A 16,512-nucleotide genomic window follows, 5' to 3' on the forward strand; every position below is an offset into this window, starting at 1 on the left:
CTGGCAACGCGGACGGCCCAAGAATGGAGGCCAAGGTGCAATAGCACGGCTTGCCAGGGCGACTTGTAGGGGCGACTTTAGTCGCCAAGCAGGCCGCAGGGCTGCTATGCCTATAAGCCTTGCTGCAGCCGATCCCGCTATTTCCGCTGAGCCGAAGAGCCCCCGGACCGAAGTCCGGGCTACATCCGGTCCACGCCCCGGCTCACAGGCGATGCAATCGACAGGATCACACAACAAAAAGGCCACCCTAGGGTGGCCTTTTGCACTTGCGCAGGAGAAGGGTCAGTCGCCCCGATACTCGCAGCCACTGGTGCAGGTCTCGTGGATGCGCACGCGGCTGAGCTCGGGAAGCAGCGGCTTGAGCTGCTGCCAGATCCACTTGGCGAGCACTTCGCTGGTGGGGTTCTCCAGGCCAGGAATGTCGTTCAGGTAGTTGTGATCGAGCTGCTCATAGAGCGGCTTGAAGATTGCCTTGATCTCGGAGAAGTCGCGTATCCAGCCGGTATAGGGATCGACTTCGCCTTCGATGTAGATGGCGACGCGGAAGGAGTGGCCGTGCAGACGCCCGCACTTGTGGCCGGCGGGGACGTGAGGGAGGCGGTGAGCCGCCTCGAAGATGAATTCCTTGAACAGTTCCACGAATGACGCTCTGAAGATGACGGCCCGGTACCGGCCTGGAAGGGGCGGAAGTTTACCAGTTCCTCCTCCCCTTTACCGCCCACCGGACGAGCCGCCTTACCGTCACTTGATGCCCAGGCGCTTGGCCAGGCGCAGCAGGTTGGCGCGATCCAGTCCCAGCTCCCGAGCGGCTGCGGCCCAGTTGCCTTCGTTGCGCTCCAGCGCTGCGGTCACCAGTCGCTGCTGATAGACATCCACCGCCGCGCGTAGATCGCCGACAGCGGCTGGCAGCTCTTCGACGACCGTCTCGTTCATCTGCGCAGGTGTTCCCGAGCTCGGTAATGCCAGGTCCGCTGCCGTCAGGGTGAGGATGCGTGGCCGATCCGGCTGCGACACCCGCGCCTTGAGTCCCGCCCGCCCGATCAGGTGTTCCAGCTCGCGTACGTTGCCCGGCCAGTCGTAGCCGAGGAGGGCGGCTTGGGCATCCTGACTGAGGCGCAAGCTGCGCAGCCCCAGTTGAGCGCGGTTGTTCTCCAGGAAGAAACCGGCGAGCAGCAGCACATCACGGCCACGATCACGCAGCGGCGGTACACGCATGGGGTAGACGCTGAGGCGGTGATAGAGATCGGCGCGGAAGCGGCCATGGCGCACTTCCTCAGCCAGGTCGCGGTTGGTGGCGGCGATCACCCGGACGTTCACCCGGTGCTCGCGATCCGAACCCACCCGCTGCAACTGGCCGCTCTGCAATACCCGCAACAGCTTGGCCTGGATCGCCAGGGGCAGCTCGCCGACCTCGTCGAGGAACAGGCTGCCACCGTCGGCCAGCTCGAACTTGCCGCGCCTGTCGCCCACTGCGCCAGAGAAGGCGCCACGCACATGGCCGAACAGTTCGCTCTCCACCAGGGTGTCCGGCAAGGCTGCGCAGTTGAGGCTGATGAGGGGCTGGTTGCTGCGTGGCGACTTGGCGTGGATCGCCTGGGCCACCAACTCCTTGCCGACGCCCGTTTCGCCGCTGATCAACACCGTCAGCTCACTGCCGCCGACCACGGCGATCTCCTCCACCAGCGCCTTGTGCGCGGGGCTCTGGCCGATCATTTCCTGCGGCCGTGCCTGCCCAGCGGCCTGGCGATAGACCTCCGCCCGCTGCTGCTCGTCCGCTGCGAGGCGTTCCAGGCCGTGCATACGCTCGGCTGCTTTCACCGTTGCGGCTGCCAAGCTGGCAAAGTGCTCCAGGGTTTGCAGGTCCTCGCTGGAGAAGCGCGATGGGTTCAATGCATCCAGCGTCAGCAGGCCCCAGGGGCGGTCATCCAGAAACAGCGGGCAGCCAAGGCAGTCGTGTACTTCCAGGTGCTCCAGATGGCCTTCCACCAGGCCGTCGTAGGGATCGGGCAGGTCGCAGTCGGCTGGGAAACGGGTCGGCCCGCGATTCTCCAGCAGCGCTTGCAGGCGCGGGTGTTCGGTGACCTTGAAACGCCGCCCCAAGGTATCCGCGCTCAGCCCGTCCACTGCGAGTGGCACCAGTTGTTCGCCGTCAAGCTGCAGCAGGGCGGTGGCGTCACAGGGCAGCAGGTCGCGCAATGCGCCAAGGAGGCGGCGATAGCGTTCGCGCTCCGGCAGGTCGCGAGAAAGGTCGGTCACCAGAGGGATGAGCGTCTGCAGCAAGGATGGAGTTGTCATATTGACTTCTTGATGTCGGATTGACTCGAAATTGATTGTAGTCAAAACAACTCTTAAAACTACAACTAGTTGATTTTAAAGAAATTAAGATCTGGCACGGAAGATGTAATACCTACAGCGTGATTCAGACCCAGCTAAAAAAACGGAGTCCAACCATGCTGTCCAGCCAAGTGCGTGCAATCGTCAAATCCACCGTCCCCCTGCTGGAGACCGGTGGCGAAGCCCTCACCACCCACTTCTACAAGATGATGCTCACCGAGTATCCGCAAGTACGTCCCCTGTTCAACCAGGCCCACCAGGCCAGCGGCGACCAGGCTCGCGCCCTCGCCAACGGTGTACTGATGTATGCCCGCCACATCGACCAGCTCGAGGTGCTCGGCCCGCTGGTCAGCCGCATCGTCGCCAAGCACGTCGCCCTGCAGATTCTCCCCGAGCACTACCCGATCGTTGGCGACTGCCTGCTGCGCTCCATCCGTGAAGTACTGGGCGAAGACATCGCCACGGACGAAGTCATAGACGCCTGGGCCCAAGCCTATGAGCTGCTCGCCGGCCTGTTGATCGGTTCGGAAGAGGAAATCTATGCCGCCAGCGCCGAAGCCCCCGGCGGCTGGCGCGGCGCGCGCGGCTTCATCGTCGAGCGCAAGGTCGCGGAGAGCGAGGAAATCACCTCCTTCCACCTGGTGCCCGAAGACGGTGGCGCGGTGCTGGACTTCGCACCCGGCCAGTTCATCGGCCTGCGCCTGGAAATCGATGGCGAAGAAGCGCGCCGCAACTACTCCCTGTCCGCCGCCGCCAATGACCGCTCCTACCGCATCAGCGTCAAGCGTGAAAAGAGCGGCAAGGTCTCCAACTTCCTCCACGACCATATCGTCGAAGGCGATCGCGTCGAACTGTTCGCGCCGGCCGGCGATTTCGTCCTGCGCCCCAGCCGCAAACCCCTGGTGCTGATCACGGCAGGTGTCGGTATCACCCCCGCGTTGGCGATGCTCGAAGTGGCGCAGCACAGTGACCGCCCGATCCACTTCATCCACTGCGCGCGCAACGGCGCGGTACACGCCTTCCGCGACTGGGTGGAAGAGATTGCCGCCCGGCGCCCGAACCTCCAGCACTTCGTCTGCTACAGCGAGCCGGCCGAGGGCGACCGTGCCGACGGCACCGGCTTCCTCACCCACGAGCGCCTGGCGGGCTGGTTGCCGGCCGAGCGCGACCTGGACGCCTACTTCCTCGGGCCCAAGCCCTTCATGGCCCAGGTGAAGAAGCACCTGAAGGCGCTGGGCGTGCCCGGCGAGCAATGCCACTACGAGTTCTTCGGGCCCGCCAGTGCCCTCGACAGCTGATCGACCCCGCCCGGCGCTCACGAGGCGCCGGGCCTTGAACGAGGAAACCACCATGACCTTCTTCAACTCCCCCGACGCGCTTCTGCGCTTCGCCAACCAGGTGCTGTGGGTTGGCCTGATCATGCTGCTGGTCGGCATCCTGTGCGGCTACATGCTCGACCCGTTCTTCGGCCTGCTGCCGCTGATCGCCTTCCACGGCATGGTCATCTTCGGGCCCACCCTGCTGAAGCTTGGCTACGTCATGCGCCTCACCGCCCAATACCAACTGCGCAAGGAGGCGCTCCATGCAGTTGCGTGACCGTAAACGGGAATTGGCCATCGCGCCGCTTTGGCGCCTTGGCTTCCGCCCCTTCTTCCTCGCCGGCGGGCTCTTCGCGCTGATCGCCATCGCCCTTTGGCTCACCGCGCTCGCCGGCCATCTTGTCGTCTGGCAACCCGTGGGTGGCTGGCTGGCCTGGCATCGCCATGAAATGCCCTTCGGTTTCGGCGTCGCCATCATCGCCGGCTTCCTGCTCACCGCCGTGCAGAACTGGACGGGCAGGGTGGGGCTCTCCGGGCGCCCGCTGATGCTGCTCGCCGCACTCTGGCTCGCCGCGCGCCTGGCGTGGTTGCTGGGCGCCCCGCTGGTCATGCTGGTCCCCTTGCAAGCTGCTTTCCTGCCGCTGCTGGCCTTCGTTATCGGCCGCAGCCTGTGGCAGGTGCGTCAGCGCAACAACTACCCGGTAGTGGCCGTATTGCTCCTGCTCGGCAGCGCCGATGCCCTGGTGTTGGTCGGCCTGGCGCTGGGCGACGACGGCCTGCAGCGCCAGGGCGTGCTCGCGGCGATGTGGCTGATTGCGGCGCTGATGGGCCTGATCGGCGGGCGGGTGATTCCCTTCTTCACCCAGCGTGGCCTCGGCCTCACCCAGCAGGTGAAAGCGCTGCCGTGGCTGGATCGCGCCACCCTCGGTTGCGCCCTATTGGTGGCGGTGCTGACCGCTTCGGGCCTGGCGCTGAAGGCCAGCCCCTGGGTGGCGCTGCCGTTCGCCTGCCTGGCACTGGGCAACGCCGTGCGCCTGGGGCGCTGGTATGACGCGGGTATCTGGCGTGTACCGCTGCTCTGGTCGCTGCACCTGGCCTTCGCCTGGCTGGTGGTGGCTCCGCTCGGCCAGGCGCTGTGGCACCTGGGGCTGCTGGGCAACCCGAGCCTGCCGCTGCACGCGTTGGCGGTCGGGGCGATGGGAGGGCTGATTTTGGCGATGCTGGCCCGCGTCAGCCTCGGTCATACTGGTCGGCCGCTGTCTCCGCCGAAGGCGATGGGCGTCGCCTTCGCTTTGGTCAATTGCGGTGCGGTGGCGCGGGTCTTCCTGCCGGGGCTGCTGCCGAACCTGGCATTGCCCCTGGCCGGCATCTGCTGGCTGGCCGCCTTCGCGCTGTTCCTGGCGCACTATGCGCCGATGTTTTGCCGCGCGCGGGTGGACGGCCAGCCGGGTTGAGGCTCAGGGCCGGGCGGCGCGCAGGCGTGCCAGCTCGGCCTTCAGCCACTCGGCGGAGAGCTGCTCCTGGCCGTTGCAGCGCACCTTGTACGGCTTGCCGCTCATGCTGCTCTCGGTGGCGGCGCGGGCGATGAAGTCCTCGCTGGAGTCCACCAGGCCCTTGTTTTCCAGGTAGTCGAGCTTCTTCTGCAGATGATCGCGGGCTTCGGTCGCCGGGTACTCACTGCCGTTGCGGATGAACAGGCAGCCACTCGACGCCACGAACGTCAGCAGCCCCGCTATCTCCTGCTGGCTCCGGGCGTCCGGCGCCGCCTGGCTGGGGCTCATCGCAAGCAGCAAGCAACTGGCGCAGATGGCCTGCCAGGTAACGGTGAAAACGCGCATCTTCCCAATACTCCATATGGCTCAGGGGTGTGTGCCGCTTGTACCAGGGGCCGACCGGCATGGCGCGGTCCTCCTGCACGACGGCAGCATAGTTCTGCAGGGGCCGCAGCGGGTAGCCGAGCGCATCTGCCGGGGCATAGACATTCAGCCAGCGCGCCTGTTCGCGCACCCGTTCCTCCAGGCAATGGCCGGGGAAGCGGATGGGTTGCACGGGATCGTAGGCGAAGGTGAACAGGGGGATATTGCAGCCGAAGGTGACCAGCCCGGCCAGTGTCTCCAGCGCGATGAACGGGTCGCGCGGGCAGCTCGGCGTGTCATTGAGCTTCTGCTGGTCCCAGACGAAGTTGGAGAAGATGTGCCCGCCCAGCGAATGAGCCAGCACCACCAGCGGCGTGGTTGGGCCGACCCGGGCGCGCAGGGCGTTGAGGCCGGCGCGCAGGCACTGGTGCACTTCTTCGTAGGTGGTGTCGTAGGCCTGGCTGACCTGGCGGTAGCCGCTGGCGTCGCCGAGGAACAGCGTCACCGCTTCGCGCAGCCAGCGCCAGGTCACGGGCTCGCGCTCCAGGCGGTCGAGATAGGCCTGCTCACGCTTGTCCAGCACGCTGGCCCAATAGCAGCTCTGGAAGGCGATCTGCTCGGCGTCGTTGCCCAGGCGCTTGCGCAGGCCGCGGATCAGCCCCTGGGCGAAGCTGTGCTGGCCGTCGTCGTCACGCAGGTCCTGCTGGTTGCCAATGCCATGGATGATGGCGACGGCGAGCTTCATCGGTTCTCTCCCTGAATCGTCGCGCGGCAGCCTACTCCGAGGCAGGCCGCGCGGCAATCGGGCCGATCAGAGCGGTTGCAGGCGCTCGGCGAGGCGGCCGCTGTCCGCCAGTTCGAGGAACTCGTCGCCCAGGCGCTGGCTCTCGCTCATCGCCTTGCGCCAGTAGCGCTCGCGGCCGGCGTCATCGCCCAGGTAGCGGGTGAAGTCCTTGCGGTCCGGCAGCTTGCCGTGGGGCAGCGTGGCCAGGTACGCCCGCGAGGGCGCCAGCAGCAGCACGTCCTGCAGGCGCACCGCGTCGCCACGGCGCCAGGGCAGGCCCTTGTCGAACCAGCCGGGAATCACCTTGTCGGTGAAGTGCGGGTAGAGCACCACGCCGTCACCGCTGTAGGGCAGGTCGAGGTGGTAGTCGAGCAGGCCGCCGTCGCGGTAGGTGCCGGGGCCGGCGCCGGGAATGTCGCGCACACCTTCCATCACCATGGGGATGGAGCCGGACGCGAGCAGGGCGTGGCGCAGGTTGCCGGCGTCCAGGGCCAGGCAGCGCGAGGGGAAGTCTTCCAATGCGGCCAGGGGCGGGGCCAGGCGGCCGTCATGCAGGATCACCCGCTCGAAATGCCGGGCCAGGCGCGGGCGCCCCAGCAGGTTGGAGCCGATCACCGAACCCAGTCCCAGGCCCAGCGCGCCACGGCGATCGTGGGCGAGCAGGCCGTGGCTCTTCACCACGACCACGTTGAGGCGGTAGTGCGGGTTGCTCAGCACCTGCTCGTCCTGGCCATCCAGCAACTGGTCGAGCATCTGCGCGCACAGGCGGCTGACCTCGGCCATGGTCACGCCCTTGGGAAAGCGCTGCGCAGTGTACAGCTCGCCCAGGCGGCTGATGCCCTTGGCGGCGTCCGGCAGGCAGGCGCTGGCGAAGCGCCAGGAGCCGATGGAGGCGCCGATCAGCGAGCGCTCCTGGGGCGCGCGCGGCAGCCAGTCGCCGAACAGCGCCAGGTCCAGGCCCTGGATGCCGAGGGCCTTGGGGCCGCCGGCGGCGCCGGGAAGAATCTTCACGTCGGCCGGCTGCAGGCCGCGCTCGCGGATGCGTGCCAGGGCACGGCTGCCGGCGCGCAGGGTGAGGGCGGGCGACTTGATGTGAATGGCGCTCATGGGGGCCTCCGAAAAAAGCGAGGCAGCGATTATAGTGGCCCGCGCCGCCAGTCCAAGCGCCTTCACCGCGTGAATGATGCGCCCATGCCCATGCGCAGGGAATGATTGGCGGAAACCGGGATATCGACTGCACTGAGCGAGGCGGCCGTAAATTCAGCTTGAGTTAATTGGCCTTCGCTAAGGTGTACCCATCGAAGACAGATATCCCCCCAAGGAGATGCACCATGAAAAAACTTACTGCCCTGTTCGCCGTCGCCACCCTCGCTGCCACTGCCGGTATCGCCCAGGCCCGTGACCTGGGACCGGACGAAGCCCTGAAGCTGCGCGACGCCGGCACCATCCAGTCGTTCGAGAAGCTCAACGCCGCCGCCATCGCCAAGCACCCCGGCTCCACCGTCAACGAGACCGAGCTGGAAGAGGAATACGGCCGCTACATCTACCAGGTGGAACTGCGTGATCCCCAGGGCGTGCAGTGGGACCTGGAGCTGGACGCCACCAATGGCCAGATCCTCAAGGATCACCAGGACGACTGATGCGACTGATCATGCGCTACAGCGGCATCGTCGCCCTGGTCCTGGCGGTCTTCGCCCTCGAAGCGGTCGCCCGTGACCTGGACCAGGACGAAGCCCTGAAGCTCCGCGAGGAAGGCGTGATCATGCCCCTCGAGCAACTGCTGCACCGAGCCCTGGGGTTGTACCCCGGGGCTCGCTTGTTGGAAGCGGAGCTGGAAGAGGAAGACGATGTCTATGTCTACGAAGTCGAGCTGCTGACCACCGACGGCGTGGTGCGGGAACTGGAACTGGATGCCCGCGACGGTCGCATCCTGAAGGACGAGGAAGATGACTGATGCGCCTGCTGCTGGTTGAGGATCACGTACCCCTGGCGGACGAACTGCTGGCCGGGCTCGGCCGCCAGGGCTACGCGGTGGACTGGCTGGCCGATGGCCGCGACGCCGCCCACCAGGGCGCCAGCGAACCCTATGACCTGATCGTGCTGGACCTCGGCCTGCCCGGGCGCCCCGGCCTCGACGTGCTGCGCGAGTGGCGCGCCGGCGGTTTGGCCACGCCGGTGCTGATCCTCACCGCGCGGGACTCCTGGGCCGAGCGTATCGAAGGCCTCAAGGCCGGTGCCGATGACTACCTGACCAAGCCCTTCCACCCGGAGGAACTGGCCCTGCGCATCCAGTCGCTGTTGCGCCGTGCCCGCGGCCTGGCCAACCAGCCACACCTGGAAGCGGCCGGCCTGCAACTGGACGAGGGGCGCCAATGCGTCACCCGTGGCGGTGAAGAGGTGGACCTGACTGCCGCCGAGTTCCGCCTGCTGCGCTACTTCATGCTCCACCCCGGCCAGTTGCTGTCCAAGAGCCACCTGGCCGAACACCTCTACGATGGCGAGACCGAGCGCGATTCCAACGTCATCGAGGTCCACGTCAACCACCTGCGGCGCAAGCTGGGTCGCACCGTGATTGAAACCCGTCGAGGCCAGGGCTACCGCTTCACCGGTGCCACCGAGTGAGGTCCATCCAGCGCCAGCTCAGCATCGGCCTGGTGACCCTGCTGCTGGTGGTCGGGTTGCTCCTGGCTCAGGTCAGCCTGTGGCTGTTCGACGACGGCCTGCGCCGCCACCTGGAGGGCAATCTGCGCAGCGAGGCGGAAAGCCTGCTGGCCGCCTTGGTGCGCGGGCCCAACGGCATCCAGCTGGACGAACAGAAGCTCAACCCGGTGCACCAGCAGCCCTATTCCGGGCGCTACTTCCTGATCCGCATCGATGACAAACCCTGGCGCTCGCGCTCCCTCTGGGATGCTGAGCTCGCCATGCCCGAGCGGCCCGGCCTCACCGCCGAGCTGCTGCCCGGCCCCAACGACCAGCAGTTGCTGACCTATCGTGGTGACTACCGCCGCTTCGGCCGCCAGGTGAGCATCGCCGTGGCTCAGGACTACACGCCCATCCTCGACAGCTTCCGTCGCGTGCAGTGGACGGGCGTCGCCCTGGGCGCTGCCGCCTTGCTGCTGGTGCTCGCCCTGCAGCGCTATACCGTGCGCCGCGCCCTGCGCCCGCTGGAGCGGGTGCGCCGGCAGATCGCCCAGCTGCAACAGGGCCAGCGCAGCGAGCTGGATGCCCGCGTGCCCCTGGAGCTGGAGCCGCTGGTGGGCCAGGTCAACCACCTCCTGGCCCACACCGAAGACACCCTGCGCCGCTCGCGCAACGCCCTGGGCAACCTTGGCCACGCGTTGAAGACGCCCCTGGCGGTGCTGGTCAGCCTGGAATCCCGCGACGAGCTGCGCGCGCACCCGGAGCTGCGCGCCACCCTGGCCGAGCAGCTGGAGCAGATCCAGCAACGCCTGGCCCGGGAGCTGGGCCGCGCGCGCCTGGCCGGGGAAGCGCTGCCGGGTGCGCATTTCGATTGCGATGCGGAGTTGCCGGGGCTGTTCAACACCCTGTCGATGATCCATGACAGCCAGCTCGACCTGGACTGGGACGCCGCCGCTGGGCTGCGCCTGCCCTGGGACCGCGAAGACCTGCTGGAGCTGCTGGGCAACCTGCTGGACAATGCCTGCAAATGGGCCGAGACCCAGGTGCTGCTGTCCATCTCCGTGCAGGCCGGCGGCTACCGCCTGAGCGTGGACGACGACGGTCCCGGCATCGCCGAGGAGCAGCGCGAATCGGTGCTGGACAGGGGCTCGCGGCTGGACGAGCAGGTCGCCGGCCACGGGTTGGGGCTGGGCATCGTGCGGGACATCGTCGACGCCTGGGGCGGCAGCATCCGCTTGCTGGAAAGCCCCCTCGGCGGGCTGCGTGTGCTGGTGGAACTGCCGGCGCCGGCTGCTCGCGCCTAGCCCGCCAGCAGCCGTTCCACCGTCACCAGGGCCTGGCGCTGGCGCTCCTGCCAGTCACCGCCCAACACCTCGAAGCGCTGCCCGTTGGCCACCAGCCAGTCCTGGCTGGCGCTGAAGAAGGCCTGGCGTTCGCTCAGCTCCGGCTGGCAGCGCTGGCCATCGCCCAGCCACTCCACCCCTTCAGGGCGCAGCAGCAGGTGCAGGTCGTAGTGCCGTGCCAGCAACTCGGTCTCCAGCCAGGCGGGGCAGTCGCCGAACAGGGTGCGGCTCCAGAGCATGTTGCTCAGCAGGTGGGTGTCGAGTATCAGCAGGGCAGGGCGCCGGGCGCGGGCCGCGTCCTCGCGCTGCAACTGGCCACGGGCAATGGTGGGGATGTCGGCGTAGCAGGTGTCGCGGCGCTGCTCGTCGATGAAATCGCGCACGTACTCACTGACCACCTCGCCGCCGAAGTGTGCGTGTAACTCACTCGCCAGCCAGCTCTTGCCGCTGGATTCCGGCCCTGCCAGCACCACCACCTTCATGCCGGGCTCGCCTGCGGCTGTCGCCATTGGCGCCAACCGTGCACGGCCAGCAGAGTGAACAGCACATAGAGCGCGGCGGTCAGGTACAGCGCCTTGCTGAGGAACAGGCCGACGAAGATCACGTCCACCACTATCCACAGCGCCCAGCACTCCAGGCGCTTCTGTGCCATCCAGACCTGGGCCACCAGGCTGAAGGCGGTGAGGGCGGCGTCCAGCCAGGGCGCGGCGGCGTCGGTGTGGGTGGCCATCAGGTAACCCAGGCTCAAGGCGCCGGCAGTGCCGAGGGCCAGGCTCAGCAGCAGGCCGTTGCGTGCCAGGCGCGTCACCTCGCGGCCCTCGTGGCGATCTCCGCCCCGGGTCCACTGCCACCAGCCATACAGCTGCAGCACGGCGTAGATCAGCTGCAACAGCATGTCGGAGTAGAGCTTCACCTCGAAGAAGATCCAGGCGTAGATCAGCACCATGACCAGGCCGATGGGCCAGCACCAGCGGTTCTGCCGGGTGGTGAGCCAGACGGCCAGCACGCCGATCGCGGCGGCGAAGAGTTCAAGTGGCGACACGGGCGGCCCTCGTGAAATAAGCCGCCGATTGTAGCGGCTTCAGCCGGCGGCGGGCGCCCTGGTTGCGAGGCGTTGCTGGTCCTGGCGCTCGCGCTCGGTGCCCAGGTAGGGCTCGCGGGTGCCCAGCAGGTGGTCGAACCAGGGCCGGGTCACGCACCAGTTGGCATGGGGGTTGGGGCCCATGTGGTGGTCGTAGTGCCAGGGCAGGTGGCTGCGGGCCCAGTCCGGGTCCTCGTGGGAGCGACGGTGCACGCGGTAGTAGTTCGCCGCGCAGTACCAGAGCGTCGCGGTGAACCAGGGCGCCACCAGCCACAGCGGGCTCGCGGCCAGGCTCGCCAGCAGCAGCGCCCAGGCTTCCTTGCCCTGGGCGTGCAGGCCCAGCGGGAAGCGTTCGTAGCAGGGGTCGCGGAACCCATGGCGGCGGGCGTTGCCATGGTGTTCGTGGAAATGGAAGCTCCAGAAGCGCCCGCGCACCCGGCCCAGGCCGTGGAGCACATGCTTGTGGAAGAACCATTCGATGAAGTTGGCCAGCAGCAGGCCGGCGATGAGGCTCAGCGGGGCTTCGAGGTACCAGGGCATGGCGGTGGGTTTCCGTGGCGGGTCGTGGGTCGACTCTAGCCAGGAGGGCGATGCCCGGTCTTGCCCCTGCTGCCCGGTTTACCGGGCGCCCGGGGCAAGCCTCAGCAGACCAGGCTGTCGGCCTGGCGGTAGAGCATCAGCAGCTTGCGAGTGATGCTCTGCTGGATGTCGTCGCGCTCGAAGGTGGAGAGGTGCGGCAGCTTGTGCACCTGCAGGCGGTGCAGGTGGATGTAAGGCATCTGCTGGTCGAACTCGCGCAGGTCGCCCTTCATCAGGATCGGCAGGAACACGTCGCCGCGCTTGCGCTGGTTGCTGATGATCTGCGCCAGCGCCGGCTTGAAGGGCATGGTCTTGGGCTTCGGCCCGCCTTCCTCGATGCGTGTGCTGAGCAGCAGGCCCGGCTTGCCGAGCACCACGCCAGGCAGCACGCAGAGGCCGGTCTTGAGCACCGCGCTGGCCTCGATCCCGTGCAGGGTGTCGTGGAAGGCATAGGGGTTGGGCAGCACCACCATCTTGCGCCCGAGGTCGGCGGGGAAGTGCAGGCCGTAGTTGGTGTACAGCTGGCGCGTGGACTCGGAGTACACGCACAGGCGGTTCTCGAACAGGCGGATGAAGCGCTCGGCCAGCTCGCGGCGAGCGATGCTGTCCAGGTCCCAGATCAGGTCCTGGTTCTGCTGTTGGCCGAGGTCGACCTCTTGGTGTTCCATGTTGCCCATGCCGGTCCTCAAACGCGGAATTGTCTCAACAAGCGGTTCAATTGTTCGGCCAGCTGGCTGAGCTGCTGGCTGGCGGCGCTAGTCTGCTCTGAAGCCATCGCGTTGTCATGGGCCAGGCTGGCTGCCTGGGTCACATTCTGGTTGATGTCTTCCACCACGTGGGATTGTTGCAGGGTGGCGCTGGCGATGGAGGCATTGAGCCCGGTGAGGTTGCGCAGCGACTGGGCGATCTGCCCCAGGCTCTCGCCGGCCTGGCTGGCCTGCTCCACGGTCAGTTGCGAGGCGCGGCTGCTTTCGTTGATCACCTTCACCGCCGCCTCGGAGTTGCCCTGCAGGCGCTCGATCATGCCGTGGATCTCGGCTGTAGATTTCTGCGTGCGCTGGGCCAGCAGGCGTACTTCGTCGGCGACTACCGCGAAGCCGCGGCCCTGTTCGCCGGCGCGGGCGGCTTCGATGGCGGCGTTCAGCGCCAGCAGGTTGGTTTGTTCGGCGATGGAGCGGATCACCTCCAGCACGGAGCCGATCTGCGAGCTTTCGTCGGCCAGCGAGCGGATCACCTCCACCGCCTGGGCGATGGTGTCGGACAGCTGGCCGATCTGCCGCAGGCTGCTGTCGATGTTGCTCTGGCCGAGGCGCGCCTGGTCTTCGGCGGTACGCACTTCACTGGCGGCGTGCTCGGCGTTCTTCGCCACGTCCTGCACGCCATAGGTGACCTCGTTGATGGCCGTGGCCACCAGCTCCATCTGCTGGGATTGCTGTTCGCTCTGCCGTTGGCCGTTGCTGGCGATGCCACCGAGGGAGCCGGCGGCCTGGTCCAGTGCGCCGGCGGCGTCCAGCGATTGGCGGATGACCCCGCGCAGCTTGCTGGTGAAGGCGTTGAAGTGGCCGGACAGCGCGGTGATCTCGTCGCGCCCCTGGTTGTCCAGGGCACTGGTCAGGTCGCCCTCCCCGCTGGCGATGGCGGCCATGGCGGTGACCACTTCCTCGAGCGGGCGGGTGATGCTGCGGGCAATCACCACCACCAGCACCGCCATGATCAGGGCGATCACCAGGCCGATGGTCGAGGCGTGCAGGGCCTGGGACCAGAACTCGTCCTGCATGTCGTCGATATAGATGCCCGAGCCGATCACCCAGCCCCAGGGCTCGAACAATTGCACGTAGGACACCTTGGGCACCGGATCACTGGCGCCCGGCTTGGGCCAGCGGTAGTCGACGAAGCCGGCACCCTTGCTGCGGGCCACGGCCACCATGTCGTTGAACAGCGGCTTGCCGTCCGGGTCCTTGTAGCCGGAGAGGTCTTGCCCCTCCAGCTTCGGGTTGGTCGGGTGCATGACCATGCGCGGGGTCAGGTCGTTGATCCAGAAGTAGTCGTTCTTGTCGTAGCGCAGGGCGCGGATGGCCTGCATGGCCTGCTTCTGCGCCTCCTCGCGGGGCAGGGTGCCGGCGGCTTCCTGGGCCTGGAAGTGCTGCAACACGCCGGCGGCGGTCTGCACCACGTGCTGGGTCTTGAGTTCCTTGCCGTGCAGCAGGTCGCTGTGGATCTGCTGGAGCATCACCACCCCGAGGATCACCAGCATCGACACCGAGACGATGAGGATCAGCCACAGGCGGCGGCTGATGGGCAGACTGCGAAGGTTCATGGTCCGGTGCTCCTGGCTTGTTATTGTTCGGTAGCGGATTGCGCGTTCCGGAGCGGTCTTTGCCGCGCGCGAATCCATAGCATGTCTGATAGCATTTCGGCCCTTGGCCGGCAAACCTGATAACGGATCGTCGGCCGGGAACCCGCGTCCTCGTGGCTGGTCTCAGCCGCGCGCGGTACCCGCCTGGGGCCATATCACTTACACATTCGCAAGAGCAGGCCGCCGCTTGGCGCGCCTTGGGGAGTTCCGATGGATTTTTGGACGGCCTTTCAGGCCCTGATACTGGGCGTTGTCGAAGGCATCACGGAGTTCCTGCCGATCTCCAGCACCGGCCACCAGATCATAGTCGCTGACCTGATCGGCTTCGGTGGCGAGCGCTTCCAGGCCTTCAACATCATCATCCAGCTCGGCGCCATCCTCGCCGTGGTCTGGGAATACCGGCGCAAGATCTTCGAAGTGGTGGTCGGCCTGCCCCGCGAGCGCAGTGCCCAGCGTTTCACCGGCAACCTGCTGGTGGCGTTCTTCCCTGCCGTGGTGCTGGGCGTGGCCTTCGCCGACCTGATCCACCACTACCTGTTCAACCCCATAACCGTGGCCACCGCCCTGGTGATCGGCGGGGTGATCATGCTGTGGGCCGAGCGTCGCGAGCATGCGATCCAGGCCGAGACGGTAGATGACATGAACTGGAAGCAGGCCCTCAAGGTGGGCCTGGCCCAGTGCCTGGCGCTGGTGCCCGGCACCTCGCGCTCCGGCGCCACTATCATCGGCGGGCTGCTGTTCGGCTTGTCGCGCAAGGCAGCCACCGAGTTCTCCTTCTTCCTCGCCATGCCCACCATGGTCGGCGCGGCGGTCTACTCGGGCTACAAGTACCGCCACCTGTTCCAGCCGGCGGACCTGCCGGTATTCGCCCTGGGCTTCGTGGTTTCGTTCATCTTCGCGATGATCGCCGTGCGCGCCCTGCTCAAGTTCATCGGCAACCACAGCTACGCCGTCTTCGCCTGGTACCGCATCGGCTTCGGCTTGCTGATCCTCGCCACCTGGCAGTTCGGCCTGATCGACTGGGCCACCGCGCAAGGCTGAGTCCCGAGCATTCGCGATATCGATAAAGGCGTGCCCCTGGGCGCGCCTTTGTCATAGTGGGCGCCTGCACCGCTACGGATGAAGGAAAGCCCATGAGCGCGCTCGAACATCGCCTGCTGGAGGTCAACGGCATCCATCTCGGTCTGCATTGCGCCGGCCCCGAGAATGGGCGGCCGCTGTGGCTGCTGCATGGCTTCCCGGAGTGCTGGCATTCCTGGCGCAACCAGATCGAGCCGCTGCTGGCGGCCGGCTACCGGGTGCTGGTGCCGGAGATGCGCGGCTACGGCAGCAGCAGCGCCCCGGTCGACCCCGCCGCCTATGACCTGATCACCCTCTGCGGCGATATCCAGGCCGCCATGGATGCCCTTGGCCAGCAAGAGGCCTGCGTCATCGGCCACGACTGGGGGGCCCCGGTGGCCTGGCACCTGGCCCTGCTGGAGCCACAGCGGGTTAAGGCGGTGGTGGGCATGGCGGTGCCCTTCGGTGGCCGCCCGAAGCAACCGGCCACCGAGGCGATGCGTCAGCACTTCGCCGACCGCTTCAACTACATCCTCTATTTCCAGGCGCCGGGCGTCGCCGAGCGTGAGCTGGATGCCGATATCCCGCGCACCCTGCGGATGATGATGCACAACAGCTCCGCCGCCGTGCCCCGGGACTTCTTCCTCCAGGACAAACCCGCCGGCGCGACCCTGTTCGATGGTATGCAGGACCCCGGCCGGCTGCCGGACTGGTGCGACGAGGCCGCCTTCGCCGAATACCTGAAGACCTTCGAGGGGCGCGGCTTCCACGGTGCGCTCAACTGGTACCGCAACTTCGAGCGCAGCTGGCAGCGCACCGAGCCGCTGCAAGGCCGCCAGGTGCTGCAGCCGGCGTTGTTCCTCATCGGCGACAAGGACCCGGTCGGCACCCTCGAAGCCCACAGCATCAAAGTCATGCCACGCAGCGTGCCCGCGCTGGAGCAGCATGTGATCGCCGAGTGCGGGCACTGGCTGCAGAACGAAAAGCCGCGCGAGGTGAACGCCCATCTGCTGGGCTTCCTGGCGCGGCACTATCCGAATGGCAACTGATCTGCCGGGGTGATGGGTGGGAGCGAATTCATTCGCGATTGTTAGGCACCGAGCTCATCGCGGTTGAAACCGCTCCCACGGGAGGTGCGATCCTGTAGGGGCGAATTCATTC

At 66.9% G+C, this 16,512-nt stretch carries 19 protein-coding genes; 9 read left to right on the top strand and 10 right to left on the bottom strand.

What is annotated here, in order from left to right; translation table 11 throughout:
* Window positions 1-282: 282 nt before the first annotated feature.
* Both queD and norR read right to left on the bottom strand, forming a co-directional pair.
* Window positions 283-639: a 6-carboxytetrahydropterin synthase QueD gene (queD, locus tag RTW82_RS29520; protein WP_043247051.1), complete on the bottom strand. Its 357-nt coding sequence runs from the start codon at window positions 637-639 to the stop codon at window positions 283-285.
* A gap of 102 nt (window positions 640-741) precedes the next feature.
* Window positions 742-2,295, bottom strand: a complete 1,554-nt coding sequence (norR, locus tag RTW82_RS29525) for a nitric oxide reductase transcriptional regulator NorR (RefSeq protein ID WP_043247049.1) — start codon at window positions 2,293-2,295, stop codon at window positions 742-744.
* A 155-nt stretch (window positions 2,296-2,450) separates the two neighbouring features.
* Between norR and hmpA the strand changes: the two genes are divergently transcribed.
* The 3 genes from hmpA to RTW82_RS29540 are packed head-to-tail and all read left to right on the top strand — an operon-like array spanning window position 2,451 to window position 5,107.
* Window positions 2,451-3,632: an NO-inducible flavohemoprotein gene (gene hmpA / locus RTW82_RS29530; RefSeq protein WP_316927325.1), complete on the top strand. Its 1,182-nt coding sequence runs from the start codon at window positions 2,451-2,453 to the stop codon at window positions 3,630-3,632.
* Between the two features lie 52 nt (window positions 3,633-3,684).
* Entirely contained in the window at window positions 3,685-3,930 is a 246-nt protein-coding gene (locus RTW82_RS29535; RefSeq protein ID WP_031286816.1) for a hypothetical protein, read from the top strand.
* Window positions 3,917-5,107 (top strand): NnrS family protein, encoded by a 1,191-nt coding sequence (locus RTW82_RS29540; RefSeq protein WP_316927326.1) that lies wholly within the window; start codon window positions 3,917-3,919, stop codon window positions 5,105-5,107. The genes RTW82_RS29535 and RTW82_RS29540 overlap by 14 nt, the downstream gene beginning before the upstream one ends.
* 3 nt (window positions 5,108-5,110) lie before the next feature.
* Here RTW82_RS29540 and RTW82_RS29545 read toward each other — a convergent pair whose 3' ends face one another.
* The 3 genes from RTW82_RS29545 to RTW82_RS29555 form a co-directional block, all read right to left on the bottom strand.
* Window positions 5,111-5,368, bottom strand: coding sequence for a DUF5329 domain-containing protein (locus RTW82_RS29545; RefSeq protein ID WP_021216812.1), 258 nt, complete (start codon window positions 5,366-5,368; stop codon window positions 5,111-5,113).
* Window positions 5,328-6,254 (bottom strand): hypothetical protein, encoded by a 927-nt coding sequence (locus tag RTW82_RS29550; RefSeq protein ID WP_316927327.1) that lies wholly within the window; start codon window positions 6,252-6,254, stop codon window positions 5,328-5,330. The genes RTW82_RS29545 and RTW82_RS29550 overlap by 41 nt, the downstream gene beginning before the upstream one ends.
* Before the next feature lie 66 nt (window positions 6,255-6,320).
* Window positions 6,321-7,400: a patatin-like phospholipase family protein gene (locus tag RTW82_RS29555; protein ID WP_271658339.1), complete on the bottom strand. Its 1,080-nt coding sequence runs from the start codon at window positions 7,398-7,400 to the stop codon at window positions 6,321-6,323.
* A 224-nt stretch (window positions 7,401-7,624) separates the two neighbouring features.
* Here RTW82_RS29555 and RTW82_RS29560 point away from each other — a divergent pair, with 224 nt between their 5' ends.
* From RTW82_RS29560 to RTW82_RS29575, 4 genes are read left to right on the top strand one after another with little or no spacing between them, the layout of a single operon-like run.
* A complete protein-coding gene (locus tag RTW82_RS29560) occupies window positions 7,625-7,933 on the top strand; it encodes a PepSY domain-containing protein (RefSeq protein WP_021216815.1) in 309 nt (102 codons plus the stop codon).
* Window positions 7,933-8,247, top strand: a complete 315-nt coding sequence (locus RTW82_RS29565) for a PepSY domain-containing protein (RefSeq protein WP_021216816.1) — start codon at window positions 7,933-7,935, stop codon at window positions 8,245-8,247. Before RTW82_RS29560 ends, RTW82_RS29565 begins: the two co-directional genes overlap by 1 nt.
* A complete protein-coding gene (locus RTW82_RS29570) occupies window positions 8,247-8,915 on the top strand; it encodes a response regulator transcription factor (protein ID WP_021216817.1) in 669 nt (222 codons plus the stop codon). The genes RTW82_RS29565 and RTW82_RS29570 overlap by 1 nt, the downstream gene beginning before the upstream one ends.
* Complete coding sequence (locus RTW82_RS29575) at window positions 8,912-10,237, top strand: sensor histidine kinase (protein WP_184492280.1); 1,326 nt, start codon at window positions 8,912-8,914, stop codon at window positions 10,235-10,237. The genes RTW82_RS29570 and RTW82_RS29575 overlap by 4 nt, the downstream gene beginning before the upstream one ends.
* On the opposite strand, the gene RTW82_RS29580 is transcribed toward RTW82_RS29575, so the two are convergent.
* The 5 genes from RTW82_RS29580 to RTW82_RS29600 form a co-directional block, all read right to left on the bottom strand.
* Window positions 10,234-10,758 (bottom strand): AAA family ATPase, encoded by a 525-nt coding sequence (locus RTW82_RS29580; protein WP_316927378.1) that lies wholly within the window; start codon window positions 10,756-10,758, stop codon window positions 10,234-10,236. The genes RTW82_RS29575 and RTW82_RS29580 overlap by 4 nt on opposite strands.
* Entirely contained in the window at window positions 10,755-11,318 is a 564-nt protein-coding gene (pnuC, locus tag RTW82_RS29585) for a nicotinamide riboside transporter PnuC (protein ID WP_316927328.1), read from the bottom strand. Before pnuC ends, RTW82_RS29580 begins: the two co-directional genes overlap by 4 nt.
* Before the next feature lie 39 nt (window positions 11,319-11,357).
* Window positions 11,358-11,897: a hypothetical protein gene (locus RTW82_RS29590; protein WP_021216821.1), complete on the bottom strand. Its 540-nt coding sequence runs from the start codon at window positions 11,895-11,897 to the stop codon at window positions 11,358-11,360.
* Between the two features lie 101 nt (window positions 11,898-11,998).
* Window positions 11,999-12,604: a hypothetical protein gene (locus RTW82_RS29595; protein ID WP_169708313.1), complete on the bottom strand. Its 606-nt coding sequence runs from the start codon at window positions 12,602-12,604 to the stop codon at window positions 11,999-12,001.
* Between the two features lie 17 nt (window positions 12,605-12,621).
* Window positions 12,622-14,253 carry a methyl-accepting chemotaxis protein gene (locus RTW82_RS29600; RefSeq protein WP_316927329.1) on the bottom strand — a complete coding sequence of 544 codons (1,632 nt, stop codon included), beginning with the start codon at window positions 14,251-14,253 and terminating at the stop codon, window positions 12,622-12,624.
* Window positions 14,254-14,502: 249 nt separating this feature from the next.
* Between RTW82_RS29600 and RTW82_RS29605 the strand changes: the two genes are divergently transcribed.
* Window positions 14,503-15,333, top strand: coding sequence for an undecaprenyl-diphosphate phosphatase (locus RTW82_RS29605; protein ID WP_271658334.1), 831 nt, complete (start codon window positions 14,503-14,505; stop codon window positions 15,331-15,333).
* Between the two features lie 92 nt (window positions 15,334-15,425).
* Complete coding sequence (locus RTW82_RS29610) at window positions 15,426-16,400, top strand: alpha/beta hydrolase (protein WP_316927330.1); 975 nt, start codon at window positions 15,426-15,428, stop codon at window positions 16,398-16,400.
* Window positions 16,401-16,512: the final 112 nt, after the last annotated feature.

The sequence above is a fragment of the Pseudomonas sp. zfem005 genome (genome assembly GCF_032621735.1).
Taxonomy (GTDB): domain Bacteria; phylum Pseudomonadota; class Gammaproteobacteria; order Pseudomonadales; family Pseudomonadaceae; genus Metapseudomonas; species Metapseudomonas solani.